This window comes from Olsenella sp. AGMB03486 (genome assembly GCF_040884255.1).
GTDB classification, from domain to species: Bacteria; Actinomycetota; Coriobacteriia; order Coriobacteriales; family Atopobiaceae; genus Olsenella_L; species Olsenella_L kribbiana.
Map to the genome: position 1 here is coordinate 23225 of NZ_JBEVTM010000011.1, position 25242 is coordinate 48466.

Below are 25242 nucleotides of genomic sequence, written 5' to 3' on the forward strand. Positions count from 1 at the left end.
AACGTCTGCAGGGTATACAAACCTCCGAAATATGGCTGCGCAGAGCTACGCCCCGAAGAGAAAGGATTCAAGGAATCCATGGCAAAGCAAGTCAAGATCATCATGCTCACCGGCTATCTCGGTGCCGGCAAGACGACCCTTCTGAACCACATCCTGAACAATGACCAGGGCATCCGCGCTGCTGTCATCGTGAACGATATCGGCGAGGTCAATGTCGACGCCTCCCTCATCAAGGACGGCGGCCTCTCGAAGACCGACTCCCTGATCCCGCTCACGAATGGCTGCATCTGCTGCACGCTCGCTGGCGACCTTGCAAACCAGCTTGACGGCATCGCCAAGTCCGGGGACTTCGATTACATCATCATCGAGGCTTCCGGCATCTGCGAGCCCATCCCCATCGCCTACACGATCTCGAACTTCTGCGACCAGTCCAAGACGGACGGCGAAGCCCCGCTCGATCTCGACAACATCGTCGCTGTCGTCGACTGCAAGCGCATGTACGACGAGTTCAATGGCGGCAAGGACCTGCTGCGCGACGATATCGAGGAAGACGATATCGAATCGCTGCTGATCCAGCAGCTCGAGTTCTGCACCACCGTCATCCTGAACAAGAGCGACCTCGTGACGGAGGACCAGCTCTCCGAGCTCAAGGCTCTCGTCAGGAGCCTCCAGCGCGATGCAAAGATCGTCGTCGCCGACCACGGCAACGTGCCGATGGACGAGCTCCTCGATACCGGCCGCTTCGACTTCAGCCGCGCCTACAACTCTGCAGCCTGGATCGATGCAATGGATCACCCCGAGGAGCATGAGAACCCCGAGGTCCTCGAGTACGACGTCACGACCTTCGTCTACGAGCGCAGGCAGCCCTTCGACGTCGACAAGTTCAACGAGTTCCTCCAGACCTGGCCGGAGTCCATCATCCGCTGCAAGGGCATGTTCTGGTGCTCACAGGATCCTGACATGTGCTACATCTTCGAGCAGGCAGGCCAGCAGGTCTCCCTCACGGAGAACGGCCTCTTCGTCGACTCTGCCCCTGAGGACGAAAAGAAGAAGATGATCGAGGAGAGCCCCGAGCTCATGGACGACTGGGATCCGGAGTGCGGCGACAGGATGACGAAGCTGTGCTTCATCGGCAGGCACATGGACAAGGATGCCCTCGTTGCCGGCCTCGACGCCTGCCTCGTTCCCTGGAAGCGCGACTAAGGAAGGCCCCGCTCCATGCATGTCCGAAAAGCAGGCCCGCAGGATATCCCGGCCATAATCAAGTCCTATGAGCTCGTCCACGACGAGGAAGAGGCAGGACGCACGACGATCGGCTGGGTCCGCAGCATCTATCCGGTCCCCGAGACTGCCCGGCGTGCCCTCGATGAGGGAACGCTCTATGCGATGGAGGACTTCGTCGAAGGCGAGACGAGACTTGTTGCCTCTGGCATCATCAACCAGACGCAGGTGCCGGAGTACGCCCTCGCCCACTGGACGGAGGATACGCCGGACGACCAGGTGCTCGTGCTCCATACCCTGGTCGTCGATCCGCGCTACAAGGGCAAGGGCTACGGCTCTTCCTTCGTCGGCTTCTATGAGGAGGAGGCAGCCAAGCGCGGCTGCACAGCCTGCCGCATCGACACGAACGAGCGCAATGCTTCCGCCCGCAGGCTCTATGCCCGCCTTGGCTACAAGGAAGTGGACATCGTTCCCTGCAACTTCAATGGCATTCCCCATATCCAGCTCGTCTGCCTGGAAAAGCTCCTCTAGAAGAGACAAAAGCGCAGCAAGACCGCCGGAAGGGCAATTCCCTCCGGCGGCCTTCTTCTGCCGGCTGGAACCTGGCCGTCCCGGATATGCGCTCTTTCATGGGAAGTGGGTACAACAACCAGAAGCAGGAGAAGCATGCAGGAGGTGGATGAGCGATGTGCCACAGGATCGTGCCCGTGCAGATGGACGAGCTGCAGATGGCGCTCGACCTCTATGCAACGACAGGGCATGCCCACATCCCGAAGGACAATCCCGTGCCGAAGGATGTCTATCCCGGCGCGAAGCTTGCCACGATCGTGAAGGAGCCGAAAGGCGGCCTTGCAGCCCAGGAGCTTGTCTGGGGCTTTGCGAGCACGCAGCCGAAGCGCCAGGGGCGCATCTTCAACACCCGTCTCGAGACAGCACTCTCCCAGCTGCGTGATGGCTATGGCATGTGGGTCGACCCCATCACCCGGGGCCGCTGCCTTGTGCCGGTACGTGCCTTCTATGAGTCATGGACAGAGCCCGGCTCTCCTGCACCCGGCGAGAAGGTCGCTGTCCGCTTCGCGTCAGAGACCCACCGCATCTTCCTTCTTGCTGCTGTCATGCGCAACGGCGAGGTCTCGATCGTGACCTGTTCACCGAATGCCGATGTCGGCCCCATCCATTCGAGGATGCCGCTCGTACTGGGACCCGGCGAGTCCTCCATCTGGCTCGGACCAGGCTTCCCGAAGCTCGCCGACCGCTCGCAGATACATCTTTCGGCAGAGACCATCCTGCCCCCGCAGAAAGGCTGATTCCATGCGCATCGCGCTCATCACCGGAGCATCGTCCGGCCTCGGCAGGCAGTATGCCCGCTGGTGCGCCGACCACAAGGCCGCAGACGAGATCTGGGCCATAGCAAGAAGGCAGGAGCGTCTCGAGGAGCTGAAAAGCGAGCTCTCCTGCCCTGTCCGTCCCATACCGCTCGATCTTGCCGACACGAAGAGCCTCGATGAGCTGGAGCATATGCTTGCGGAGGAGAAGGCGAAGGATCCTTCCTTCGAGGTGTCCCTCCTCGTGAATGCTGCCGGCTTCGGCAAGTTCGGGACGTATGCAGACATGACACGGGAAGAGGTCGACAAGATGGTCGACCTCAACTGCCGTGCTGTCGTGGACATGACACAGATCGCCCTTCCCTGCATGGGCAAGGGAGGCCACATCATCCAGATTGCCTCGTCCGCCTCGTTCCAGCCGCTTCCCGGCCTCAACGTCTATGCTGCGAGCAAGGCCTTCGTGAGGAGCTATACAAGAGCCCTCCGCTTCGAGCTCAGGGGCAAGGGCATCTTCGTCACGGCTGTCTGTCCTCTCTGGGTCAAGACCGAGTTCATCAAGGTCGCCCGCGACACGAGAAACGGCCACACCGTGAACCATCCGTTCCCGCAACTCACCGCAGAGCACGTCGTGAACTGGTCCATGTTCGTGAACAGCATCAACTACCCCATTGCCACCTGCTGCATCACGGGCTTCATCATGCGCATCGCAGACAAGATCCTGCCAGCGCCCCTCATCATGTGGGCCTGGGAGGGGCTCAGAAGAATCTAGTCCTCTGCCGTCTCCCACGAGAACGGACAGAAGTCTTCCGGCTTCTGTGGCATAGTCCGCATCGTGAACTCCCCATCCGTGCAGCTGATGATCGAGATGGAGCCGTTCGGCACCTTCATCGTGAGGCTTGCGATCTTCTTCGAGGCTGCGCTCACGCGCGAGAACTCATAGACGCAGGAGCGCAGGAGCGCCCCATGGGCAACGACGAGGACAGCGTCCCCGTTGCGTGCTGCCTTGTACATCTTGCGGAATGCCCGCTCGGCACGTCCCCGTACCTGCTCTCCCGACTCTCCCCCGATATCGGAGAAGTCCTGCTTCACGAAGTGGCGGGCAAAGTCGAGACGGTGGCCCTTGTAGGGCTTCCCATCGAGCTCGCCGAAATCGAACTCATGGAGGTTGTCGAGCGTCTGGATCTTGATATTTCGTCCTGCCACCACACGCTCAGCCGATGCCTGGGCACGCCCCAGAGGAGAGCACCAGACTGCTGCCAGCGGGATATCCCTGAGCGCCTCTCGTGTCCTGTCAAGCACAGGCAAGGTCTCGTCTGTCAGGGCAGAATCGACCCGTCCTCCCTGTATCACGCCGTCACGGTTGAACTGCGTCTCGCCGTGGCGGACGTAATAGAAGACTACCCGCTTGCTCATGCTCCCGCTTTCTCTGGATGCTTCATACACGCAGAAGGATATACCACTCCCCCATCTGCCCTAAGCGGGCCCTTGCCCAAACGCTCGTCTCTGCCACAATAGAGATTGAGAACCATTATGAACAAGAAGGAGCACCCTCATGTCTGAGATCGTCTTCATCGAGTATCCCCGCTGCACAACCTGCAAGAAGGCCAAGGCCTGGCTCGACGAACACCACGTCGCCTATACCGACCGCAACATCAAGGACGACAACCCCACCAAGGAAGAGCTCGATGCGTGGATCCCCGCCTCAGGCCTGCCGCTTCGCCGCTTCTTCAATACGTCAGGCACGCTCTACCGCTCGCTCGGCGTGAAGAAGATGCTCGACGAGGGGCTCTCCGAAGACGAGGCCACAACGCTTCTTGCCACCGACGGCATGCTTGTGAAGCGGCCGCTCGTCCTTGTGGATGGCGTTCCCCTGACACCTGGCTTCAAGCCGGCAGAATGGGAAGAGAAGCTCCTCTAGAACCAGCTCAATACCCGAAACCGTTCTTCCTCGTTGCACAATATTTATCGTAATACGATAAATATTCATTGCGTTACAGCATGATATCCCGTAAGCTTATGCCATGGTCCCCAAGAGAGGGAGGTCTCCCATGGACGAGAAGAAGCTTTCGGGATATCTCATGTCTGCCACCGCTATCGTCGCTGCCTGTCTGGCCATTGCAGTCATAGCCGTGGTTCCCGCAGCAGGCGAGGCAATCCTCTACGACTATCCGGAGTTCTCTGGCTGGTATATGCCGTGGCTTGCCTTCATCTGGCTCGCTGCCACCCCCTGCTTTGCAGCCCTTGCCCTTGTCTGGAAGATTGCCCAGGCAATACGTGCGGGGCAGGCCTTCACCTCTGGCGTGGCGCATCTCTTGGCCGTCATAGCCAAGCTCGCGGCAGGAGATGCCCTCTTCTTCCTTGCCGGCAACATCGCGCTCTTCTGCAAGGGCATGAACCACCCGGGCGTCCTTCTGCTGTCGCTTCTTGTGGTCTGCGCAGGCATTGCCGGCGCCGCCATCGCCTCTGCCCTTTCCCATCTCGTCGAGCGCGCAGCCGAGCTCCAGGAAGAAAGCGACCTCACGATATGAGCGGCAGGATCGTCTTCAACATCGATGTCATGCTTGCCAAGCGCAAGATGAGTGTCACCGAGCTGGCTGACCGTGTCGGCATCACCGTAGCGAACATGTCGGTCCTGAAATGCGGCAAGGCCAAGGCCATCAAGGTAAGCACGCTCGAGAAGCTCTGCTCCGCCCTCGGCTGCCAGCCAGGAGACCTTCTGGAATATCGGCCCGACGACAAGGAGTCCTGACCGGCCACACAATGCCATTTCCGGTATTGTTCTGACATCTCTCCAACGCTGCATGTCCTCACCTATGCCCTGCATCTTCTCCGCACCTGGAGGATGCAGGGCATTGCCATGGAGCGATCTGCCGCGAGCTATAGACCTTATCGATCCTTTAGCTGCTCATATTGATACGCGTGTATATATACGATATATACATTTATAACAGAGGGAAGGAGATGAACCATGGTCGACATACCGATCTCGAACAGCTCGGGGAAGCCCATCTATGAGCAGGTCGCAGAGGGGATACACGCCCAGATCATGTCGGGCGACCTTGCGCCCGGAGAGCAGCTCCCCTCCATCAGGCAGCTCGCGGCAGACCTGAGGATCTCGGCGATCACGACGAAGCGGGCCTATTCGGACCTCGAGGCACAGGGCTTCATCGCTGCCGTGCCCGGCAAGGGCTCGTTCGTCGCGGAAGGCTCTGCCGGCCTCATCCGCGAGGAGCAGCTGAGGCTCGTGGAGGAGAACCTCGCGAAGGCCGTGGAGAGGGCACGCACTGCAGGGCTTTCCCTGGAAGAGCTCCATGACATGCTCGACCTCGAATGGGAGGAATCATGAGAGAGGCATCCGCCCCCTCGCCTATGAGGGGCGCGCAAAGCGCTACCCCGCACTCACGGTCGGCCCCGTCTCTATATCCGTGCCGCAAGGCATGGTCCTGGGGCTCATCGGCGCAAACGGCGCCGGCAAGACGACCCTCATCCGTGCTGCGATTGGGCTCGTGAAGCTAACGGAGGGGAGAGCCCTCCTTTCGGCCAGGACCCGAAAGCCCTCTCTGCAGCAGAGCTCATAGCCCTGAAGCAGCATGTTGCCTCTGCCTGTGCCGTCTGCCCCTATCCCGAGGAATACACCACAGGAGATATCGTACGTATCGAGCACGGTCTCTATCCTGCCTTCAATCTGGCCTATCTGGAGGAGCTGCTCGAAAGATTCGAGCTTGCACAGAACGTCAGAGCCCTTTCCGGCATAACGGCAAAGAGCCTTTCGCGCGGACAGGGCATGAAGCTCCAGATTGCGCTCGCCCTCGCCTCGGGAGCCACGCTCCTGCTCCTCGACGAGCCAACCGCAGGGCTCGACCCCGTCGTACGCGACGAGGCGCTCTCTGTCCTGCGCGAGCATCTTGCCAAGACTCCTGATACCTTCATCCTCATCTCGTCGCACATCACGTCTGGCCTCGAGTCCCTTGCCGACCGCATCCTTCTTATGGATGCAGGAAAGCTCATCTTCGCCGAAGACGCCGACGTGCTCGAGAAGCGCTTTGCGACGCTGGCGCTCAGAGCTTCCGATTTCGAAGAGAGGAAGGACGCACTCAGGGAGGCAGGAGCCACCCGCTGCCTGCACGAGGGCAGGCATCTGCTTCTCCTGATAGAGGACAGGAAGCGCTTTGCCCGCGCCTTCCCTGACCTTGCACTCGATACGCTCGCCCTCGACACGCTTCTGCGTCTTGCTGTGAAAGGAGAGGAGATCTGATGATGAAGAGCCTGCTTCTCAACGAATGGATCACGTTCCGCCACGCCGTGCGGGCCATGGCATTCACCCTTGCTGCAGTCACCGTGATCCTCGCTGACTCGTTCATGAACGACAGCTCGATGGATCTTGTCGCCCTTGTCAGTCTCTTCTCCACACTTGCGGCAATGGTTCCGCTCTACATGTGCATCCAGGCCTTTGCATCTGATGAAAAGAGCCACTGGGGAGAGGCACTCCTTGCGCTTCCCTCTGCACCCCGAAGCCTCGTCGTCTCCCGCTACCTCTTCTGCCTCATGTCGCTTGCTATCTGCTTCGGGATTTCCTTCGCAGCGGATTCCATGGCGGCGGCTATGCTCGAAGGCGCCCCATGGGCCCTCGTCACAGATGGGTTTTACGACGGAATCCTCCTGCTTCCTGCTGTCATCCTCTGCTTTGCGCTTGTACTCCTGTCTCTTCTCATGCCGCTGCTCTATGCCTTCGGCCAGAAGGGGCTCGTGTCGGTTCTCATCCTCCCCGCCATCGCGATTGCCGCCTCCTTCGCAGGTCCGGGCGCCGCAGCTCCAGCCGATTTCATCCATTCATGTCCCAAAGGCATGCTTGCAGCTGGCTTCATCTGCGCTGGCCTTGCGCTCTATGCTCTCTCCTGCCTCATCTCTTCCGCCATCCTGAAGCGCCGCTCGTTCTGAGGACCGACAGCCCAATCCCGCTCCATGCGAAAGGCCCGCACCACACGTAATGTGATGCGGGCCTTCCAACGGGGAGAAGGGAGACTTGATGCCTTACGGCACCATCATGAAATCGGAGATCAGAGTGCAAGCGCAGATTGGGAGCGCACCTCCTGCGCATGTCCGAGATACTGCTCTGCCATGAGCTGCCCTGCGCTCTGCCCCAGCGGCATGAGCTCATGGGAGCCAAGGAAGGCAATGAGGCCTTCGGGCATCATGCCGCCACGCGGCAGCTCGAAGAGGACAGAGCCCTCCGGCAGCGCCTCGTCTCCGGCATCGCCGGAAAGATTCAGGCCCGTATCCCTCGAGCGCAGATGCTCGACGAGCTTCATCTTCATGCCATCCCACTCGATCTCGATGCCAGAGGCATAGACGGCCACCTTTGGCTGGAGCGGGCCCGCCTGGGCAGCAAGCGTCTTCACAGCGAGCTTTGCGGGGCTCAGCACGAACATATCCTCCTGGCTGAGCAGGAGCGTCTCGAGCAGGGACGATTTCGTATGGAAGGTATAGCCGAAGCCGGCAAACGACTCTGCGACCTTGAGATCCACATCGTCCTCGAAGGTTGCCGCCCCTTCGCTCTCAAGCCAGACCTGGGCCCTGAAGGCAGATCCGCGCATGACGCTCTGTGCCAGGGCAAATGCATCGGAATCGAGATAGAGGCGGCGCTTCTCGAAGCGCTTCTCAGCGGTGCCCTTCTGGCTGCGTGCCCAGAAGAGGAGCTCTGCGCATTCGTCCTGGGCCAGAAGATAGCTCTGTGCCCGTACCGTCGTAGCCTCTGCGTTCTTTTCATTCTGTGCCATCTCGTGCCTCCTGACGGATGCTCTTGTCTGTCTGTGCATGGCTCAAGGCTATGGGACGGAGCTTAAACACATCTGAGGCTTTCGTTTCCTCGCCGTATCGCGATGCAGTCGCGACAATGGTTTGAGATAACTGAAAATCGCTGCCTTTGCCTATTTGTACCGTTTCCCGATTGCTGCTTGTAATCAGTCCTGTTTATTGATACTAATTTTGTGACATATGGACGAAGAACGCCATATGTCTCACCAAAAGCAGAACGAGAGGACTTCCCCATGAGCACGATCGTGATTGTCGGCGCCAACCACGCCGGCACGGCAGCAGCCAATGCGATACTCGACAACCATCCCGGAAACGACGTCATCATCTTCGACCAGAACTCGAACATCAGCTTCCTCGGCTGCGGCATGGCACTGTGGATCGGACGGCAGATCTCGAAGCCCGATGGTCTCTTCTACCAGACGAAGGAGCAGTTCGAGGCAAAGGGCGCAGCTGTCCACATGGAGACCCGTGTGGACCATATCGACTACGATGCCCAGATGCTCTATGCAGAAGGGCCCGACGGCAAGACGTATGAGCAGCACTACGACAGGCTGATCTTGGCAACTGGCTCTGTGCCGGTGCTTCCCCGCTGGGAAGGACGCGACCTCGAGAATATCCAGCAGGTGAAGCTCTTCCAGGATGCCCAGGCCGTAATCGAAAAGCTCAGGGATGAGGCAATCAGGCGCGTCGCCGTCGTCGGTGCCGGCTATATCGGTGTCGAGCTCGCCGAAGCCTTCCAGCGCTGCGGCAAGGAGGTCACGCTCATCGACCAGGCGCCGACCTGCGTCTCCTCGAACTTCGATGCACCATTCTCCGAGCGCATGGCAGAGAACCTCTCCTCCCACGGTATCCATCTTGCCTTCGGCGAGACCGTCGAGCGCTTCGAGGGCAAGGATGGCAAGGTCGCATCCGTCGTGACCGACAAGGGGACGCATGCAGCAGACCTTGTCTGCGTCTGCGTCGGTTTCCGTCCGAACGCAGAGCTCTTCTGCGATGCAGGCTTCGCGACGCTCGGCAATGGAGCCCTTCTCGTCGACCACCATCAGGAGACCTCGAAGAAGGGCGTCTATGCCATCGGCGACTGCTCGAGCTGCTTCGACAACGCTGAAGACGGCGAGGCTGCCTATATCGCGCTTGCAACGAACGCTGTGCGTTCCGGCATCGTGGCTGGCCACAATGCCGCCGGTACCGCCATTGACGGCATCGGTGTCCAAGGGTCTTCCGGCATCTGCATCTACGACCTCAAGATGGTAGCGACTGGTCTCACCGAGGCAAAGGCGAAGAAGCTCGGCTATGACGCAAAGGTGAGCGACTTCACAGACGTGCAGAAGGCCACCTTCATCGAGACGGAGAACCCCGAGGTCACAATCAGGGTCGTCTACGACGGCACGACGAGGAAGGTGCTCGGAGCTCAGATGGCATCGACCTACGATATGAGCGCAGGCATCCACATGTTCTCGCTTGCCATCCAGGAGGGCATCACGATCGACCGCCTGGCGCTCCTCGACATCTTCTTCCTGCCGCACTTCAATCAGCCGTACAACTACTACACGATGGCGGGATATCAGGCTCTGCTCGCAAAGTAGAGAGCTGTCTCAAGACATGCATGAGGGGGTGCCAGGCCGTGCTGCCGGGTACCCCTCTTCGCTCTCATCCCGAATCTCTGCTTCAGAATCTGCCATTCAGATAGGCTCGGGCAATCACGTAGGACGGCTCGCAATAGGCGCTCGCATTGCAATCGTCGATGGTGCGGCAGATACCCGATGAATAGACGCGGATGATACCATCCGCATAGTCTTCGTCCGGCTGCATCGCATCGAGGACCAGACGACAATAGACCTTCCCCATAGCAAGGGCAGAGGGAATTCTCTCAACGAGGCTCAAATCCACCCTGGCAATGTCGAAGCTGCCCATTTCGAGCCCATAATCCGCAATCCACTGGTCCTCGACGTCTTCCGGATTTTCCGCATGGAGCACATCCCCCACGCTCAGGCAGTGCTCGAGATTCTTCCGGCCTATGCGCGAGACGGTATAGCGATTCCTCTGGTGGAGCTTCCGGGACACGCGCTCAATCATGTAGCAGACAAAGAGATGGTCATCTTTCGATATCTCCTCGTCGGGAAAGCAGATGCTCTTCATCGCTCATCTGCTCCCTCGAATCTCAGCGTCTCGGGCGCGTCCTCAGTGCAGAAAGCAATCTGATGGGTCGGGTGCCTGAATATCACAAGCTCCCAGAATGCCTCACGCGTGATCTCGCCTGCCACGAAATCCTCGACATAGTTCCAGATCCGATTGTCCGCCATGAGGCCTTCGACGATATCGTGATCGTGCCCGGATCCCCTCCGGCAACTTACAATGAAATCGAGCCACTCTTCGCTCATCTCAGGGGAGCTCAGGACATCCAGGCCGCTGCTTTCTGTATAGGTCACACCTGAAGACCTGCCTGCGCGTCAGCGCCCAGCGCTTTGCCTGTCTGAGGCTCTCAGTGCCATAGAAGCCGTATCCGAAATCCCAGAGCCGCCCATCGCGGGGAAGCTCCAGGCGCACAACGATATGCGCATCCCCATGATAGATGGTGCATCTTCCATCCATGCTGCCCCCGCACCGAACCGATCTGCTTCGATGATAGCTGCAGGCAGCATCCATCTGCCAGATGCTGTCATGTCCTGCCCAACAGCACGTCCATAGGCAGCTGGTATACTTTGCTGTGCTTGTTTCTATACATGGGCAGGCATCGTCTGCCCTGAGCACAAGGAGACGTGCATGAGCGAGAAGAAGGATCCGAAGGATACCTGCGTCCTCGTCACCGGCGGTGCAGGATTCATCGGCAGCCACACGGTCGTCGAGCTCCTGAACAGCGGCTACCAGGTCGTGATCGTGGACGATCTGTCCAATGCCTCGGAGAAGGTCATCGACCGCATCGATACGATCGTCGGCGAAGAGAAGGCAAAGAACCTCACGTTCTATCGTGCCGATGTGAATGACCGCGAGGCGATGAACGAGATCTTCGACGAGAACGATATCGACCGCGTCATCCACTTCGCAGGCTTCAAGGCAGTCGGCGAGTCGGTCTCGAAGCCTATCGAGTACTACACGAACAACCTCGGCAACACGCTCACCCTTGTCGACGTGATGAGGAACCACGGCTGCAAGGACATCATCTTCAGCTCCTCCGCCACGGTCTACGGCAAGCCCGATTCCCTGCCCCTCACCGAGGAGAGCCCGAAGAAGCCTGCCACAAACCCCTATGGCTGGACGAAGTGGATGATCGAGCAGATCCTGACCGACCTCCACACGGCAGACCCCGAGTGGAATGTCGTGCTGCTCCGCTACTTCAACCCCATCGGAGCCCATCCTTCGGGACTCATGGGCGAGGACCCGAAGGGCATCCCCAACAACCTGCTTCCGTATGTCGCACAGGTCGCTGTCGGCAAGCGCGAGTATGTCCATGTCTACGGCGACGACTACAACACGCCTGACGGCACAGGCGTGCGCGACTACATCCATGTCTGCGACCTCGGTACCGGCCATGTCGCAGCACTGCGCTGGATGAACGGCCGCACAGGCGTCGAAATCTTCAACCTCGGCACCGGCAAGGGCACCTCGGTCCTCGAAATCATCAAGGCCTTCTCCAAGGCCTGCGGCAAGGAGCTTCCCTACAGAATCGAGCCGCGCCGTCCGGGCGATGTCGATGCGAACTACGCCGACTGCTCGAAGGCAGAGCGCGAGATGGGCTGGAAGGCCAAGTACACAATCGACGATATGTGCCGTGATGGCTGGAACTGGCAGTCCAAGAACCCGAACGGCTACGAGGGATAGACAGCTATGGGAGAAGCGCACGGCCGCCTCTTTGCGGCATATCTTGCTCAGAAGCGCCCTGCCATCAATGCGTACCTGGCCGAACATGCACCGAAACCCGAAGCCGGGACGCAGGCAGTGGATGACATGGAGCGCTATGCCTATGCGCCCCTCGCCCGCTTCACCGAAGCAGGCGGCAAGCGCACCCGCCCTGCCCTTGTGCTCTTGGGCACCGAGGCCGTAGGCGGAGACGAGGCCCGTGCGCTCTCCTGTGCCTCTGCTATCGAATATTTCCAGTCAGCTGCCCTCATCCACGACGATATCGCCGATGAGGGACAGCTGCGCCGCGGCGAGCCCTGCACCTACCTCACGGAGGGCACAGGCGTCGCAATCAATATCGGAGACCTCGGCATCGTCCACACCTTTGCAGGCATCCTGGACGATTGCACGCTCGATGCAGAGACGAAGCTCTCCGTCCTTTCCCTTCTTGCCCGCATGGAGCAGCGCACTGTGGAGGGCCAGGCCTTGGACCTCGGCTGGACGAGGGATGGACGCTGGGACATCACGCCCGATGACTATAGGGTCATGGCAAGGCACAAGACAGCCTACTATTCGGCAGCAACGCCTCTCGCAGCAGGCGCCATCACGGGAGGCGGCACGAAGGAGCAGGTAGCTGCCCTTCATGCTTTTGGCATGGATGCAGGCCTTGCCTTCCAGCTCCAGGACGACCTTCTGAATCTTGTCGGCGACGCCGAGAAGCAGGGCAAGGACTTCCGGAGCGACATCACGGAAGGAAAGCGCACGCTTGCGGTCTGCCTTGCTCTCGAGAAGCTGCCGAAGGCTGCGCACGACGAGCTCATCTCCATCCTCTCTGCCCATACGGAGGATCCGGATGCACAGGCCCGTGCCGTCGCCCTCATGGACGAGGCAGGCGCCATCGACGCCGTGCGCGAAGAGGCCCACGGACTTGCCGCCTCGGCCAAGAGCCATCTCGAGGGGCTCAGCTGGGCAGCCGATGCCGAAGAGCTCCTCCTCGATATGGCCGACTTTTTTGTGGAGCGCGCCGGCTAGACCATCTAGCGAAGACGCGTACCATACAAAGCGTGTAGCATGCGAGACCTTCCCAAATTGAGCTCCGCATACCATCCGCATGAAGCGATATGGGGTGCATAGACATGAAAGAGGAACGGATGAATCCCATTCTTGAGGGAACAAGCGGCGACGCTGTCGAGGATATCCAGGACCGTCTCAAGCATCTTGCCTATCAAATCGACGACGAGGAGTGCGACGAGCGCCACTTTGGCCCTTCGACGGCAAATGCGGTCGCGAAGTTCCGCATCGAGCACGATCTGCCGCTCGGCCAGGCTGTGGATACCCAGACCTGGGCAGCGCTTGTGGACGAGTGCTATGAGATGGGCGACCGTACCCTGTATCTGCGCCTCCCGAACTTCCACGGCAACGATGTGCGCGAGCTCCAGAATGCCCTGAACATCCTCGGCTTCTCCTGCGGCGAGGCAGATGGCTTCTTTGGCGCCCATACCGAGGCTGCCGTGAAGTCCTTCCAGGAAGGCGTCGGCCAGCTTGCTGACGGCATGGCATTCCCGGAGACGTTCGATGCTATCGAGCGGCTGCACCATGTGTGGGCCGGAAAGCCCGCAGCTGGCCCGCACCCCATGGGCGTCATGGGCTATGCCCGCGCAGCCAACGTGCTCGAAGGTACCCATCTCGCCATCACCGGCGAGGATCCGATTTCGAGGAATGTGGCCGGCCGCATGTTCAACCTCGCAAGCGCAACAGCGAACAACTCTGGCCTCGAGCTCGTGGACGATCCCGACCATGCGACGCCCGACTGCGAGGCAATCTTCAGCATGGCAGCATCTCCCCTGCCTGAGAACTCGACGAATGTCGCTAACCTCACGCTCGACGACACCGACACCCTGGCCACGCGCATCAGGAGCGCCCTCGAGCTCTCCGATGCGAAGCAGCCGATCCTGCGCATCGAGCTTCCGGTCGGTCCCGACTACAATGGCACCTTCACGACAAGCGATGCCCAGACGCTCGCAGTCCTTCTGCTCGATGCCATCTGCGCAGCCTTCGCAAAGTAGCTTCCATCTGGCACGCAGCTCCAAGACCTGATACACTTGATTCCCAGCTTTGGAGCATCGTCCAATGGTCAGGACCCGGGTTTTTGGTGCCTGTAATGGGGGTTCGAATCCCTCTGCTCCAGCCACTGAAACGCAAAGCTCCCCTCTTCGGAGGGGAGCTTTTTTCTTTGTCAAACGCGCAGCATCCCTGCTTCCTGCATGCAATTAACTCAATTGTTTTTGACTCAATTTATTTTGAGTCAAAAGTTTTTGAGTTAAAATCTCTATAGCCGCACAGATACGTCGAGAAAGGATTCCGCTATGGAATTCATTGGAAGAGAGCGAGAGCTGGACAGGCTCATCCGAGAGCTTTCAAATCCTTCCCAGCGCAACGTACTCATCTATGGACGCCGTCGTGTTGGCAAGAGCGAACTCATCAAGCAGACGCTCAAGAAGATTCAGTGCACGGCAATCTACTTCGAATGCACCCAGACATCCGAAGCTGACAACCTCAGCAATCTGTCCCGCGCGCTATCGGACACGCTTGGGCTTCCTCCGCTGGCATTTTCGAGCTTCCGGGAGATTGCAGACTTCCTCTTCCGCCAGGCAGAGAGCAGAGACATGGTGCTGGTTCTCGATGAATATCCTTATCTGCGCGATGTCGTGAGCGGGCTCGACAGCATCCTGCAGGTCCTCATCGATACCTACCGTGAGACTTCGCACCTGAAGCTCATACTCTGCGGCTCCTTCGTCGATGTCATGAAATCCCTGCTCGAACGGGAGAACCCTCTTTACGGCAGAATCGATCTTGCCATGAAGCTCGATCCTATGGACTACTATGATGCAGGCAGGTTCTTTCCCAGCTTCTCGCCGGAAGACAGGGTCCGCCTCTTCAGCGTGTTCGGCGGCATTCCCTATTACGACCGTCTAGTCGACAGCTCGAAGAGTGTCCGTGACAACATCATCGATCTTGTTACAGCACCAGGCGCACGCCTCGAATCGGAGGTCGAGATCTGTCTCTCCCAGGAAATCTCGAAGATGGCAAATGCCAATGAGGTGTTCCTGGCCCTTGTCCAGGGATACTCCCGCTGGAAAGACATACTGGCCCAATCGCATGTCTCGAGCGGCCAGGCAATGAGCGCCGTGCTCGACAAGCTCATCTCCATGGAGCTCGTCCAGAAGCAGACGCCCATCAACGATCCCGAAAGCAGACGCAAGACCGCCTATCGCATCATCGACCCGCTTGTCCTGTTCTATTACCGCTATATCTTCCGCAATGCTTCCGCTCGCCAGATCCAGGATCCGGACTATTTCTATAGCCACCATATCGACCGGGATTTCGAAGAGAACCATGTTCCGCATCTGTTCGAAGAGGTATGCCGGCAATACCTCATCCGTCAGAACCGCACGGGCAGGATGGAAGTCCCCTTCGATGCTATCGGCAGGTATTGGTACGACGATCCGGCACACCATGCCAACGGAGAGTTCGATGTCGTGACGAGAGATCCGACAGGCTATATCTTCTACGAAGCAAAATTCAGGAAGACGCCCATCACGCAAGGCATGGTCGATGAGGAAGTGGCACAGGTCAGAGCCGCGGGGCTTCCCTGCTACCGCTTCGGCTTCTTCTCCCGCTCAGGCTTCGAGGTCGCGCCCGATCCAGCCCTCATCCTGGTCGATCTGCCGGAACTTTTCGAGTAGAACACAGAGAGCTCTTGGGAGCAGAGCCGCTTCATGCTATCAGAGATAGGACGCCTCTATTTCACATATGCGCTTGTTCAGGAAGGCATTCACCGGCACGAGTATGCCATGCTTCCCCGCCCTTCTCAGAACCTCGCCCGAGAACTCGTCCACTTCGGTCCGGTGATGGTTGATGCGGTCCTGTCCCATCGAAGGTGTCGAGGCAGAGAGATCCTCTTCCGTGAGCGCCACCCCTTCTGCCTGGGCAATCTTCCGTTTCCGACGAAGAGGGCTTTTTTCGTATTGCGGCGCTCCTGCTCCATGCCCCTCTGCCCCGATGGCCCAGCAGTGCCTGGACTTGCGCATCCAGGCACTGCGCCAGGCCTTTCCCTCAGCGCTGCTGCGAAAGGATCCAGCTTCTGATCTCGGGGATGCTATAGGCATACTGCCAGGTGAAGTTATGGGTATTGCCGCCCTGGATCGAACTGTCTGTCCCATCAAGCGTGCCCTCGGCAATATGGAAGAAGACGATATGCGCACCCTCGGCATCGGCCTTGCCGAGCGTGGATGCAGCTTCGGCAGAAAGATCTGCCATGAGCTCATCGAGCGTCCTGTCAGAGTCAGCCGCGCGGGCACCCTCCTGGTTGCCCGAGGGATTGCTCTCGCCGGTTGCCGCATAGTCGACCCACCGGCCGGAGGTATGCCCTTCCCCGTCGAAGTCGTAGGTGCAGTCGAGCTGTGCCTCCACATAGGGAACGCCGATGGCAGGGATGCCCTTCTCCGGATCGCTCAGCCCGCCATACGAGCTCTCGTCGTCTTCGGATGCAAAGGCAATGAAGGGCGTCTGCTTGATCTGTGCCATATCGCCCTGCCCTGCCACGAAAAGATAGGCGGCGAAGCGGTCATCGTCTGCATGCTCTGCAGCATAGGAGATCAGCGCCATGCATCCTGCCGACTCGCCCGTGCCGTATATGCGGTCCCTATCGATGGTGCAGCCCTCGTCGGCAAGACTGTCGACAAGATCGAGGCAGGTCTCGACATCGACAGTGGTGCCCGCCACCGTGAGCACGTAGGCCTCCTCGTCGTTCCAGGCCACAGCGCCCGGACCCTGGCGCAGGTTGACCTCAGGGTCGCTCGTCGTGACGCCGGCATCCGGCAGGAAGAGGACCAGAGGGTAGCTCTTCGAGCTGTCATAGCCTGCAGGCTGCAGCAGCTCGAAGGCGGCATGGCAGCCGGTCGCCTCGTCGTCGAAGGTCCCTGCCACATATCCTGCCGTCTGGGCATTCGAGGTGGAGGACGAGACCATGTATCTTGTCATCGTCGCATCTCCGGCAAAGACAGCCCCCGACGAGGAGGAGATGTCCTTGACCTGGCAGATTCTGAGCGTGTCTGTCCCCAGCTCGACCGGTCCGTTCGAGCCGACCTGCCCCCTGCTCATCTGGAAGAGCAGGGTCTGGGCGCCTGCATCCCGAGGGTCGAGCTCGATGATCGCATAGGCGCCGGAAGAGCTGCCGCCCTCCTCGGAGAGCTCCGGGGCATCGTTCACATAGAGCGCAGAGATCGTCCTGCCGAGCACATAGTAGGTGCCCAGCCCCTGCTGGATAGCCTGCTGCTGGATGCCGCCGCCTCCGGCATCGAGAGATGCGGCATCGAGCGGAGCATCGTATTCGATGGCAGCGCCTATGACCTTCTCTCCTGCCGGATAGGTCCTTGCCAGGGCAGTGACTGACCTGACGTGCCCATAGAAGGAAGCGACATCGTCTGTGGTGCCTGCGCTCGACCTGTCCCGGGAGAGGGCAAGCCCGGATGCGGTCTGCGCATCTTCTGTGCTGCCAGAGCTTGCCGCAGATGCGGCCTCCTGGGAAGCTGCCGGCTGGGTCCCACATCCCGCCAGGAAGAGCGCTCCTGCTGCAAGGCCTGCCGTGCCCAGAAACGATCTCCTGCTGATTCCTGCATCCCCAAACTGCATTGCCATGTCCTGTTCCTTTCTCTTTCTGCATCGCCTTCAGACACGAAACGGGCGCGGCCGGATGCCCAGCCACGCCCGTGCACCTGCTCTGCGCAGGGTCTTTCTGTTGGAGCTCCGGAAGCTATTCGACCTTGAGGGTGAAGCCCTTGTTGCCCGCATCCTTTGCGGAGCCGATGACAAGCGCCGCTGCGAAGGCGCAGACAAGCGCCACGACACCGGAGATGATGAGGCCGACGAAGCCGGCGTCGATGCCAGCAGGGTTGATGAAGGAGGGGAAGCCGAGCGGGCCGGAAGCGCCGAAGGAGTAGAGCTTTGCGCCTGCAAGGCCAGCAATAGCGCCGCCGATGCCAGCGGAGATGAAGGTTGCCCACATGAGCTTCTTGCGCGGAATCAGGATTGCGTAGAGGGCAGGCTCGTTCACGCCGAAGATCGAGGAGATCAGGGCCGGAACGTTGACATCAGCGTTCTCCTGGGCATCCTTCGAGCGGACGATCACGCCGATCACGGCGCCGATGATAGCGCAGCCGCCGGCATAGACGAGCGGGTTGATCGGGTCATACCCATAGGTGGCAACGTCGATGAACCACAGCGGGATGATGCCCCAATGCAGGCCGAACATGACAAGAAGGGACCAGAAGGTGCCGATAACGAAACCGGCGATGGCAGGCTGGAAGTTGATGAGCGCGAGGATGATGGCAGCGACGATGTTGGAGAGGACCGTGGTGACCGGGCCGATCACGACGAGGCCGACGATGCCGCAGAAGAACAGGGTGATGATGTTGGCAAGGAAGGTGGCAACAAGCGACGGGAGCTTGTCCATGAGCCAGGCATGGACCTTGGAGGCAAACCAGACCACGAAGATGGCCGGGATGATCGTCGAGGAGTAGGCCTGCATGACCAGCGGGATGCCGAAGATGTCGCCGTAGACATTGGCCTCGAAGATGGTGCCGGCACCGATCGTGTAGAGAGGATCGCCCGACATCAGGGCGACGAGCGTCGGATAGACAAGGATGCCGCCGAGCGCCATGCCCATGACCGGCTTGAGGCCGAAGCGCTTGGCCGAGGTGAAGCCGATGATCAGCGGGAAGAAGTAGAAGACGGAGTCACCGATAGCGGAAAGCGCCACATAGGTGGAGCTCGTGGATGCAAGCCAGCCCGCAGCCGAGCATAGGGCAAGGAGCGACTTCAGGAAGCCGCCGGCCATCAGGACGCCGAGAACCGGCTGCAGGATCTCGGAGACGACGCCGAGCAGGCGCGTGAAGGGGTCCTGCTTCTTGTCCTGCTCGCGTGCAAGGTCCTTTGCGGCATCAGGGTTCATATCGACTGCAGGCTCGGCAGAAAAGCCGCCGATCTTGATGAGGTCCGAATAGATGGCCTCGACTGCAGAGCCGACGACGACCTGGTACTGGCCTCCTGCCTGGATAACGTCGATGACGCCCTTCGTTGCCTTGAGGCCCGCCGTATCGGCCTTGGCCTCGTCCTTCAGATGGAGGCGCAGGCGCGTGATGCAGTGGCTGACGTCCTGGACATTCTCCCTGCCTCCCACCTTGTCGATGATTGTTTCGCAGAGTTCTTGGTATTTCATCGCGATATCCTCCCTGAGGAATCTCCCCATCGGTGACTTCGACGGTGCACTTCCCTAGTCGACAGTCAGGAAGTCCGGACGAGCCCTGTTGATAGCCGCTTGCCTGAGCAAGCCTTCTGCCTGCTGGGCAAGCCCAGTGTAGGGTGCGAATTATTCCGTATCAATTCTTGTTGGATGAATACTTATTCCATTTGAGATATACAAAGGCCATGAGCTGCCTTTTTGGCGGCAGGCCCTAAGGCACACCTGCCGCTCGCAGGATTGCGGTACCGCTCAGCGGCGCAGGGTCCCGTCATAGGCTCCGAGCAGCTTCGAAGCCTGGCAGAACTTGTCCACGATCTTCTCGGGCTCTCCCTTGGGTATCTGGGTATGCTCGGTCTCGAAGGACAGGCCATACTCCCATGCCGGGAAGAAGTATTCGAAATAGCCATTGGTGTAGCCAAAGACAAGACCCTGGACAGGGCATTCCTTGCGCATGCGGATGCCGAAGTCGCAGCCAAGCTCGCTCGGGAAGACGAAGAGATGAAGCCCTCCGAGGCTTATGACCTCGAGCTTCAGGTCGAGGTGGAAGCTGTCGTGCGCGACCGTGTGGTAGGCTGTCTGCACCTCGATCCGGTCCAGCGCCACCGCGCGCTCTGGTCGTATCTTGGAGATTGCGCGTGCAAGCCCGTCGGATACCCGCTCGACCTCCGCGATGCCTCTCCCCTGGCGGAAATTGCGGTCGGAGCAGTCGCCGGCAGCACCGACGATCATGGCAGGGAAATAGCCGAGAGAAGGCTCGAGCTTCTTGCTCACGAGCCCTGCAAGCTCGCTTGTGAGCTCCGTCGTGTCAGGGCCGACGACCGCAGAATGCACCGCCCAGTTCACGAGCCCGGCAAACGGCACGCCCTCTTCATCAGAAAACTCGAGGACGATGACTTCGTTGTCCGCCAGCTTTCCCGGGACATTCCTGTTCCCGTAGAAGCCGGTGACTATCTGGCTTCCGACCTTGGCTGTGGCCTGGCGCGCGTTGCTGCGGCATTCCTCGAAGCAGGAGCAGATCGTCTCGAGGAGCCAGTCGTAGTAGTGCTGGTCGAACTTGTGGGTCCACCAGCTCTTGTGGTAGGCAGCGATCGAGGTATGGTCATGCGTGGCACAGAGCAGCACCAGATCGCGGTCGATCCCATAGCGGGAGGACAGAAGCGTCTTCACCTCCTCTGCCATGCTCTCCTCGAATTCGAGGACATCGGCGCTCAGCACGAAGAGCTCGCGCGTCCCGTCCTGGAAGTAGAGGGCATTGGCGAAGACGTCGTCGTGGACCGCTGTTGCCGGCTCGAGACGGTTGGGCAGGTCCCGGTAGCCGATCAGATAGATATCTCCTTGGGGCGTGATGTCGCGCCGGGCGCATCCTACCTTCATGCGCATCCTCCTTCTCTCATGCGCTCCGTACCCCGAAGCACGGCCTGCCTGAGCTGAGAGGCCGCCTCGCGGGCGAAGCCTGAATTCATCGCTTCGTAGGTGATGAGGTCGAAGTCCTCCTCATCGGCCAGATACTTCTGGGCTCCGTTCACCATCGTGAAGACCGCCTCCGGCCCCGCCTCAGCATCCCTGAGATATGCTCCGAAGCTGCTCGATACCTCGGGCTCGAGGCCAGCAAGCACGCAGGAGCCGATCCTCAGGAAGCTCACGGTCGTGGCCACCGGGGCGTCCTGGCGCCAGACGATGCTTCTGCGGGGCGCAAGCGTCGCGAAGTCTTCCCGCACCTTTCCCGGCAGAAGCACCTTGGCAGCACAGGCAGCAAGGCCGCGTCCCGGCACGGGAGAGAGGCTGGCCAGAGCATCCTGCACGTCCCGGGCAAGCTCACTTCCCAGCCGGCCAAGCACTGCATCTGCCTCACCGGTATAGGAAGGTCCCTCGGCTGCCGCCACGCTCTCGCGTGGTGCCTGATCGGCTGCGCACCCTTCGATGAAGAGCGCGATGCCGGCCCCTGCCTGCTCGAGCTTCGCGGCAGCGGCACCTGCCAGATCTCCCGACACCATGGTCTGCCCCTCGGCGTCCCTTGCATCCTTCAGGACCGAGGACTGGACATCTGCAGAGAAGACGGTCGCGATAGGCCCGCCTTCGGGCGTCTGCACGCTGAGCACGAAGAGGCGATGGTCGCTCGGGCCTGCAGGGTTCTTCCCCAGCCACCAGCCACGCTCGGTCTCGACATCGCAGTTCACCATCACCGAGGTCGTGCCCGAGTCCCGAAGCACGCAGGCAGGCTGGCGCTCATCCATCGCTTTGGAGACCGCCGAAAAGACCGCCTTTCCCAGGGCCGCACGCAGCGCATCGTTTTTCTGCCTGAGCGCATCCGACGCCAGATGCTGGGGAGTCCTTGCATGGGGAGCGGAGAAGGTATGGGTCGCCACAACCCAGAGCGCCGCCCCCGAGACGCCCGAAGCCTTCTCGGCCTGGGCACGCAGCTCCGCAAGCAGATCGGGCCTGATCGAGGTGAGCTCGAGCGCGACCACGCAGATCCGCTCTTTGTCCTCGAGCACCAAGGCACGGACCGCAAGAGGATGGCGGACAGCATCGAACCCGTCGAAGGGCAGGATGCCTGCGAGCTCCACGTCTGCCTTGCCAGCTCCTGCCCAGCAGGGCGCTTCCGCTATATGCTCCATGGCGCCTATCCCTTCTAGTCAAGACGATAGAGGCGCTTCGCGTTTCCGGCCAGCATGAGCTCCTTGTCTTCATCCGAAAGAGCAAGGCTCCGCACGAAGGCAGGTCCGTCAAGCAGCCATTCCTTCCTGACCGGATAGGACGTGCCCCAGATGATATGGTCTGCCCCGAGCACCTTGACGGCGCATTCGAGCGCATCCTTTCCCCAGGGCTGGGCATGGGACATCTCGAAGAACAGATGCTCGCGCAGGCGCTTGGCAAGCTCTCCGCCATCCGTCTCGAAGCGCTGGACCGCATCCTTTCTTCTGCTCGGCTTCGGCAGGAGCATCTCGGCGATCGCGAATATGCCGCCGCCCAGCATCGAGTGCACAAGCCTGAGATGGGGATAGCGGGCGAAGAAATCGCTGAAGAGCTCGCGCCCCACGGCGGTCGTCTGGTCGACGCAGCGGCCATAGGAGCGCCGCAGGTTGTTGTAGTCGAGAAGCGACGAAGCGTCTACCGGAATGGGCACATGGTGCACATAGACCGTGGCGCCCTTCTCGTCGAGCTTCTCGAAGAGCGGGGCAAAGAGTCCGTCATCGAGATAGCGCGTGCCGTAATGGGCGCAGAGCTGCACGCCGGCAAAGCCGAGCTCGTCGAGGCAGCGGTCGATCTCAGCGTCCACGCGGGGGCCGCCAGTCGCAGGCACGACCGCAAGCGGCACCATCCGCCCGCCCGACGCCTCGGCATACGCTGCCATCCCGTCATTGAAGCGGCGGCACATCTCGAGCGACATCCACTCGTTGCATCCCGGCACCTTGAGGATGGCCCTGTCGACCCCCGCCTCGTCCATATCGGCAAGCATCGTCTCGAGGCGGTAGTCTCCCTCTGCATAGTTGAGGCTCGGGAAGCCCTCAGGCTTCTCGACCACGATCTGCGTCGGCCCTTCGCCCTTCTTCAGATAGACATTGGTCCCATAGACGCGGGGCGCCTCCGCGATGAAGCGATCCAGCGCTTCGCGGTCCCCGAAGAGCTCCTCGGGAAACCAGTACATGTTTGCATCGATTACCATTGTTGCCTCCCGTATCGCAGGTTGGCTCCAGTGTACGGGAGATTTATATTCCACAACAATTCTGTTTGTCTGCTGTCTTATTCCATATTGGATATATAGAGGTCCCGATGGGATGGATCAGGCACCAGCTGCCCCGGAGCGGGAGACCGCATCGAGGAAGCGCTGGGCAGCAGGAGAAGGCTCCCTGCCCCTGAGATAGTAGACCTTGATCTCGGTCGTGACCGTCGGCTCCACGTCGACCAGCACGACATCCGGAGTCGCCAGATAGGCGGCGGGCTTTCTCATCAGAAGCGACACCCCCATGCCGCGCCCCACGAGGTCGATGATGTTCTCGCCGCGCCGTCCCTGGTAGCGCACACGCGGCACGAAGCCCTCGATCGCGCAGGCATCGAGGATCAGGGCATGCATGACAGAACCCTTGGGAAGAAGCAGGAAGTCCTCGTCTGCAAGCTCGCCGAGCATGACCTTCTGGCGCCCTGCCAGAGGATGGTCGACCGGAAGCACGGCGACAAGCCGGTCTTCGTCATACGGCACGGTGCCGAATTCCTCGTCGCCCGAGTCCTTCGAGGCATCCCCATCCCATTCGCGGATGAAGGCAAGCTCGAGCCTGTCCTGCCTGAGCGCCTCCCTGAGCTCGTCGGCATCTCCCTCGAAGAGCCGGATCCGCTCGGTCGGATTGTCGTGCTCGTAGCGCGCCATGATGCCCGTGATTCCATAGGGCACCATGATCGGAATCGAGCCGATATCGAGGACATGGAGCTCGTTTTCCTGGACATCGGACAGCGCTGCCAGCATCTCGTTGTCCACCCGCGTGATCTTCTGTGCATAGGGCAGAAACACTCGCCCCGCCGGGCTCAGATCCACCGAGCGGGTCGAGCGCACGAAGAGCGTGACCCCGAGCTCGTGCTCGAGCGACTTGATATGCTTGGAGAGCGAGGACTGGGAGATGAAGAGCTGCTCGCTTGCCTTGAGATAGTTCCTGGTGCGGGCAAGAACCACGAACTCCTTGCACTTCTCGACATCCATCTAGTACGCCGCCTCTATTTCACGTATGCGCTTGTTGAGGAAGGCATTCACCGGCACGAGTATGCCATGCTTCTGGGCTCTCCTCATGACCTCTCCCGAAAACTCGTCCACTTCGGTCCTGTGATGGTTGATGCGGTCCTGCCCCATCGAGGGCGTCGAGGAAGGATCGAGCGTCTCTTCGAGGGCAGCATAGGACGAAAGCTCCTGTTCGGTGAGCGCCACCCCTTCTGCCTGCGCCACAGCCACGACCTCGCGCATCGCCGAGATGAAGGTCCGCCAGAGCTCGGAGGTTTTGTCGGCGTAGACCTCTCCATAGGTGGCACCGAAGGCGCAGCAGGTCTGGTTGATACCGACATTGAGCATGAACTTGGCCCACATGCGGTACCTGATATCTGGCTCCACGACATGCGCGATGCCGGCACGCGCGAGGATGTCTTCCACCTCGGCAAGCACTTCCTCTGGCGTATTCTCGAAGCGACCGATATGCAGCGCGCCTGCCTTCGAGTAGGTGAGCGCACTCCCGAAATGCGCTGCATCCATGCCCTGGGCGACGCAGGGGACGATACGCTCCCAGCCGAAGCGTGCCGCCACCTGCTCCTCGCTCCTGATGCCATTGAGCACGCTCACGATCTTGGTCTTCTCTCCAAGCAGGGGCGGCACGAGGCCGAGGGCCTCTTCAAGCCCATAGCTCTTCACGGCCAGAATCACGAGGTCCTGTACGCCCGCCTCTTCGGGCGCGGCATCACGGAACGGGTATTCGCACCCGTTCACGGTTGAGACATCGCCTGCATGCTTCGCAAGACGTGCTGGATCCATCACGAAGGTGACGGCGTCGGCACCCAGCGCATCCTGCACCATGCTCCCGTAGAGCATGCCCAAAGCACCCTTGCCGATGATTGCGATGCGCGGCTTTCTCATCCAAAGTCCTTCCTCCAGAGAATGTTTCGGATAAAGGGTATCGTGGCCCATCCCCTCAGTGCGGCAGGTTCACAACCTGGCAACAAGAGAAAGCGCACAGACACCTGCCCTGCATGGGCAGAATGCATCCT

Annotated in this window: 29 protein-coding genes and 1 tRNA gene; 17 read left to right on the forward strand and 13 right to left on the reverse strand. The window is 60.2% G+C overall.

What is annotated here, in order from left to right; all coding sequences use genetic code 11:
- Positions 1 to 78 precede the first annotated feature (78 nt).
- The 4 genes from ABVS03_RS06895 to ABVS03_RS06910 all read left to right on the forward strand — a co-directional run bounded on the left by ABVS03_RS06895 (position 79) and on the right by ABVS03_RS06910 (position 3315).
- Positions 79 to 1203, forward strand: a complete 1125-nt coding sequence (locus ABVS03_RS06895; RefSeq protein WP_330972375.1) for a GTP-binding protein — start codon at positions 79 to 81, stop codon at positions 1201 to 1203.
- Between the two features lie 15 nt (positions 1204 to 1218).
- A complete protein-coding gene (locus ABVS03_RS06900) occupies positions 1219 to 1752 on the forward strand; it encodes a GNAT family N-acetyltransferase (protein WP_330972376.1) in 534 nt (177 codons plus the stop codon).
- Positions 1753 to 1907: 155 nt separating this feature from the next.
- Positions 1908 to 2528 (forward strand): SOS response-associated peptidase family protein, encoded by a 621-nt coding sequence (locus ABVS03_RS06905; RefSeq protein WP_368018539.1) that lies wholly within the window; start codon positions 1908 to 1910, stop codon positions 2526 to 2528.
- 4 nt (positions 2529 to 2532) lie between these two features.
- The gene (locus ABVS03_RS06910; RefSeq protein ID WP_368018540.1) at positions 2533 to 3315 is read left to right on the forward strand and encodes an SDR family NAD(P)-dependent oxidoreductase; all 783 of its coding nucleotides are present in this window, start codon (positions 2533 to 2535) and stop codon (positions 3313 to 3315) included.
- On the opposite strand, the gene ABVS03_RS06915 is transcribed toward ABVS03_RS06910, so the two are convergent.
- Positions 3312 to 3959 (reverse strand): histidine phosphatase family protein, encoded by a 648-nt coding sequence (locus ABVS03_RS06915; protein WP_368018541.1) that lies wholly within the window; start codon positions 3957 to 3959, stop codon positions 3312 to 3314. The genes ABVS03_RS06910 and ABVS03_RS06915 overlap by 4 nt on opposite strands.
- Before the next feature lie 139 nt (positions 3960 to 4098).
- On the opposite strand from ABVS03_RS06915, the gene ABVS03_RS06920 reads away from it, so the two are divergent.
- The 7 genes from ABVS03_RS06920 (at position 4099) to ABVS03_RS06950 (ending at position 7484) form a co-directional block, all read left to right on the forward strand.
- A complete protein-coding gene (locus ABVS03_RS06920) occupies positions 4099 to 4464 on the forward strand; it encodes an arsenate reductase family protein (RefSeq protein WP_368018542.1) in 366 nt (121 codons plus the stop codon).
- A gap of 130 nt (positions 4465 to 4594) precedes the next feature.
- Positions 4595 to 5074 carry a DUF2975 domain-containing protein gene (locus tag ABVS03_RS06925; RefSeq protein WP_368018543.1) on the forward strand — a complete coding sequence of 160 codons (480 nt, stop codon included), beginning with the start codon at positions 4595 to 4597 and terminating at the stop codon, positions 5072 to 5074.
- Positions 5071 to 5295: a helix-turn-helix transcriptional regulator gene (locus ABVS03_RS06930; RefSeq protein WP_330972382.1), complete on the forward strand. Its 225-nt coding sequence runs from the start codon at positions 5071 to 5073 to the stop codon at positions 5293 to 5295. Before ABVS03_RS06925 ends, ABVS03_RS06930 begins: the two co-directional genes overlap by 4 nt.
- Positions 5296 to 5514: 219 nt before the next feature.
- Positions 5515 to 5892 carry a GntR family transcriptional regulator gene (locus ABVS03_RS06935; RefSeq protein WP_368018544.1) on the forward strand — a complete coding sequence of 126 codons (378 nt, stop codon included), beginning with the start codon at positions 5515 to 5517 and terminating at the stop codon, positions 5890 to 5892.
- Positions 5858 to 6124, forward strand: a complete 267-nt coding sequence (locus ABVS03_RS06940) for an ATP-binding cassette domain-containing protein (RefSeq protein WP_368018545.1) — start codon at positions 5858 to 5860, stop codon at positions 6122 to 6124. Before ABVS03_RS06935 ends, ABVS03_RS06940 begins: the two co-directional genes overlap by 35 nt.
- A 125-nt stretch (positions 6125 to 6249) precedes the next feature.
- Entirely contained in the window at positions 6250 to 6801 is a 552-nt protein-coding gene (locus tag ABVS03_RS06945; RefSeq protein ID WP_368018582.1) for an ATP-binding cassette domain-containing protein, read from the forward strand.
- Positions 6801 to 7484: an ABC-2 transporter permease gene (locus ABVS03_RS06950; protein ID WP_368018546.1), complete on the forward strand. Its 684-nt coding sequence runs from the start codon at positions 6801 to 6803 to the stop codon at positions 7482 to 7484. The genes ABVS03_RS06945 and ABVS03_RS06950 overlap by 1 nt, the downstream gene beginning before the upstream one ends.
- 119 nt (positions 7485 to 7603) lie before the next feature.
- On the opposite strand, the gene ABVS03_RS06955 is transcribed toward ABVS03_RS06950, so the two are convergent.
- Positions 7604 to 8323: a hypothetical protein gene (locus ABVS03_RS06955; RefSeq protein WP_368018547.1), complete on the reverse strand. Its 720-nt coding sequence runs from the start codon at positions 8321 to 8323 to the stop codon at positions 7604 to 7606.
- Positions 8324 to 8593: 270 nt separating this feature from the next.
- On the opposite strand from ABVS03_RS06955, the gene nox reads away from it, so the two are divergent.
- Positions 8594 to 9946, forward strand: coding sequence for a H2O-forming NADH oxidase (nox, locus tag ABVS03_RS06960; RefSeq protein ID WP_368018548.1), 1353 nt, complete (start codon positions 8594 to 8596; stop codon positions 9944 to 9946).
- Positions 9947 to 10028: 82 nt separating this feature from the next.
- Here nox and ABVS03_RS06965 read toward each other — a convergent pair whose 3' ends face one another.
- Genes ABVS03_RS06965 through ABVS03_RS06975 form a run of 3 tightly spaced genes read right to left on the reverse strand, consistent with a single transcriptional unit; the run spans position 10029 to position 11006 of the window.
- On the reverse strand, positions 10029 to 10499 hold the full coding sequence (locus ABVS03_RS06965) for a hypothetical protein (RefSeq protein ID WP_368018549.1): 471 nt from the start codon (positions 10497 to 10499) through the stop codon (positions 10029 to 10031).
- Positions 10496 to 10789, reverse strand: a complete 294-nt coding sequence (locus ABVS03_RS06970) for a DUF3990 domain-containing protein (protein WP_368018550.1) — start codon at positions 10787 to 10789, stop codon at positions 10496 to 10498. Before ABVS03_RS06970 ends, ABVS03_RS06965 begins: the two co-directional genes overlap by 4 nt.
- On the reverse strand, positions 10743 to 11006 hold the full coding sequence (locus ABVS03_RS06975) for a DUF3990 domain-containing protein (protein WP_368018551.1): 264 nt from the start codon (positions 11004 to 11006) through the stop codon (positions 10743 to 10745). The genes ABVS03_RS06970 and ABVS03_RS06975 overlap by 47 nt, the downstream gene beginning before the upstream one ends.
- Before the next feature lie 117 nt (positions 11007 to 11123).
- Here ABVS03_RS06975 and galE point away from each other — a divergent pair, with 117 nt between their 5' ends.
- The 5 genes from galE (at position 11124) to ABVS03_RS07000 (ending at position 15943) form a co-directional block, all read left to right on the forward strand.
- Complete coding sequence (gene galE, locus ABVS03_RS06980) at positions 11124 to 12179, forward strand: UDP-glucose 4-epimerase GalE (protein ID WP_368018552.1); 1056 nt, start codon at positions 11124 to 11126, stop codon at positions 12177 to 12179.
- A 6-nt stretch (positions 12180 to 12185) separates the two neighbouring features.
- Positions 12186 to 13229, forward strand: coding sequence for a polyprenyl synthetase family protein (locus tag ABVS03_RS06985; RefSeq protein ID WP_368018553.1), 1044 nt, complete (start codon positions 12186 to 12188; stop codon positions 13227 to 13229).
- 119 nt (positions 13230 to 13348) lie between these two features.
- The gene (locus ABVS03_RS06990; protein ID WP_368018554.1) at positions 13349 to 14263 is read left to right on the forward strand and encodes a peptidoglycan-binding protein; all 915 of its coding nucleotides are present in this window, start codon (positions 13349 to 13351) and stop codon (positions 14261 to 14263) included.
- Between the two features lie 50 nt (positions 14264 to 14313).
- Positions 14314 to 14388, forward strand: a tRNA-Gln gene (locus ABVS03_RS06995).
- Positions 14389 to 14563: 175 nt separating this feature from the next.
- On the forward strand, positions 14564 to 15943 hold the full coding sequence (locus tag ABVS03_RS07000; RefSeq protein ID WP_368018555.1) for an ATP-binding protein: 1380 nt from the start codon (positions 14564 to 14566) through the stop codon (positions 15941 to 15943).
- A gap of 39 nt (positions 15944 to 15982) precedes the next feature.
- On the opposite strand, the gene ABVS03_RS07005 is transcribed toward ABVS03_RS07000, so the two are convergent.
- From ABVS03_RS07005 to ABVS03_RS07040, 8 genes are all read right to left on the reverse strand, one after another.
- On the reverse strand, positions 15983 to 16174 hold the full coding sequence (locus ABVS03_RS07005; RefSeq protein ID WP_368018556.1) for a ketopantoate reductase family protein: 192 nt from the start codon (positions 16172 to 16174) through the stop codon (positions 15983 to 15985).
- A 139-nt stretch (positions 16175 to 16313) separates the two neighbouring features.
- Positions 16314 to 17897: a twin-arginine translocation signal domain-containing protein gene (locus ABVS03_RS07010; RefSeq protein WP_368018557.1), complete on the reverse strand. Its 1584-nt coding sequence runs from the start codon at positions 17895 to 17897 to the stop codon at positions 16314 to 16316.
- A 115-nt stretch (positions 17898 to 18012) separates the two neighbouring features.
- Entirely contained in the window at positions 18013 to 19476 is a 1464-nt protein-coding gene (locus ABVS03_RS07015) for a PTS transporter subunit EIIC (RefSeq protein ID WP_368018558.1), read from the reverse strand.
- Positions 19477 to 19749: 273 nt separating this feature from the next.
- The gene (locus ABVS03_RS07020; RefSeq protein WP_368018559.1) at positions 19750 to 20874 is read right to left on the reverse strand and encodes a neutral/alkaline non-lysosomal ceramidase N-terminal domain-containing protein; all 1125 of its coding nucleotides are present in this window, start codon (positions 20872 to 20874) and stop codon (positions 19750 to 19752) included.
- Positions 20871 to 22118, reverse strand: coding sequence for a hypothetical protein (locus tag ABVS03_RS07025; protein ID WP_368018560.1), 1248 nt, complete (start codon positions 22116 to 22118; stop codon positions 20871 to 20873). Before ABVS03_RS07025 ends, ABVS03_RS07020 begins: the two co-directional genes overlap by 4 nt.
- A 14-nt stretch (positions 22119 to 22132) precedes the next feature.
- On the reverse strand, positions 22133 to 23167 hold the full coding sequence (locus ABVS03_RS07030) for an amidohydrolase family protein (RefSeq protein WP_368018561.1): 1035 nt from the start codon (positions 23165 to 23167) through the stop codon (positions 22133 to 22135).
- Positions 23168 to 23284: 117 nt separating this feature from the next.
- The gene (locus tag ABVS03_RS07035) at positions 23285 to 24193 is read right to left on the reverse strand and encodes a LysR family transcriptional regulator (protein WP_330972398.1); all 909 of its coding nucleotides are present in this window, start codon (positions 24191 to 24193) and stop codon (positions 23285 to 23287) included.
- On the reverse strand, positions 24194 to 25111 hold the full coding sequence (locus tag ABVS03_RS07040; protein ID WP_368018562.1) for a ketopantoate reductase family protein: 918 nt from the start codon (positions 25109 to 25111) through the stop codon (positions 24194 to 24196).
- Positions 25112 to 25242: the final 131 nt, after the last annotated feature.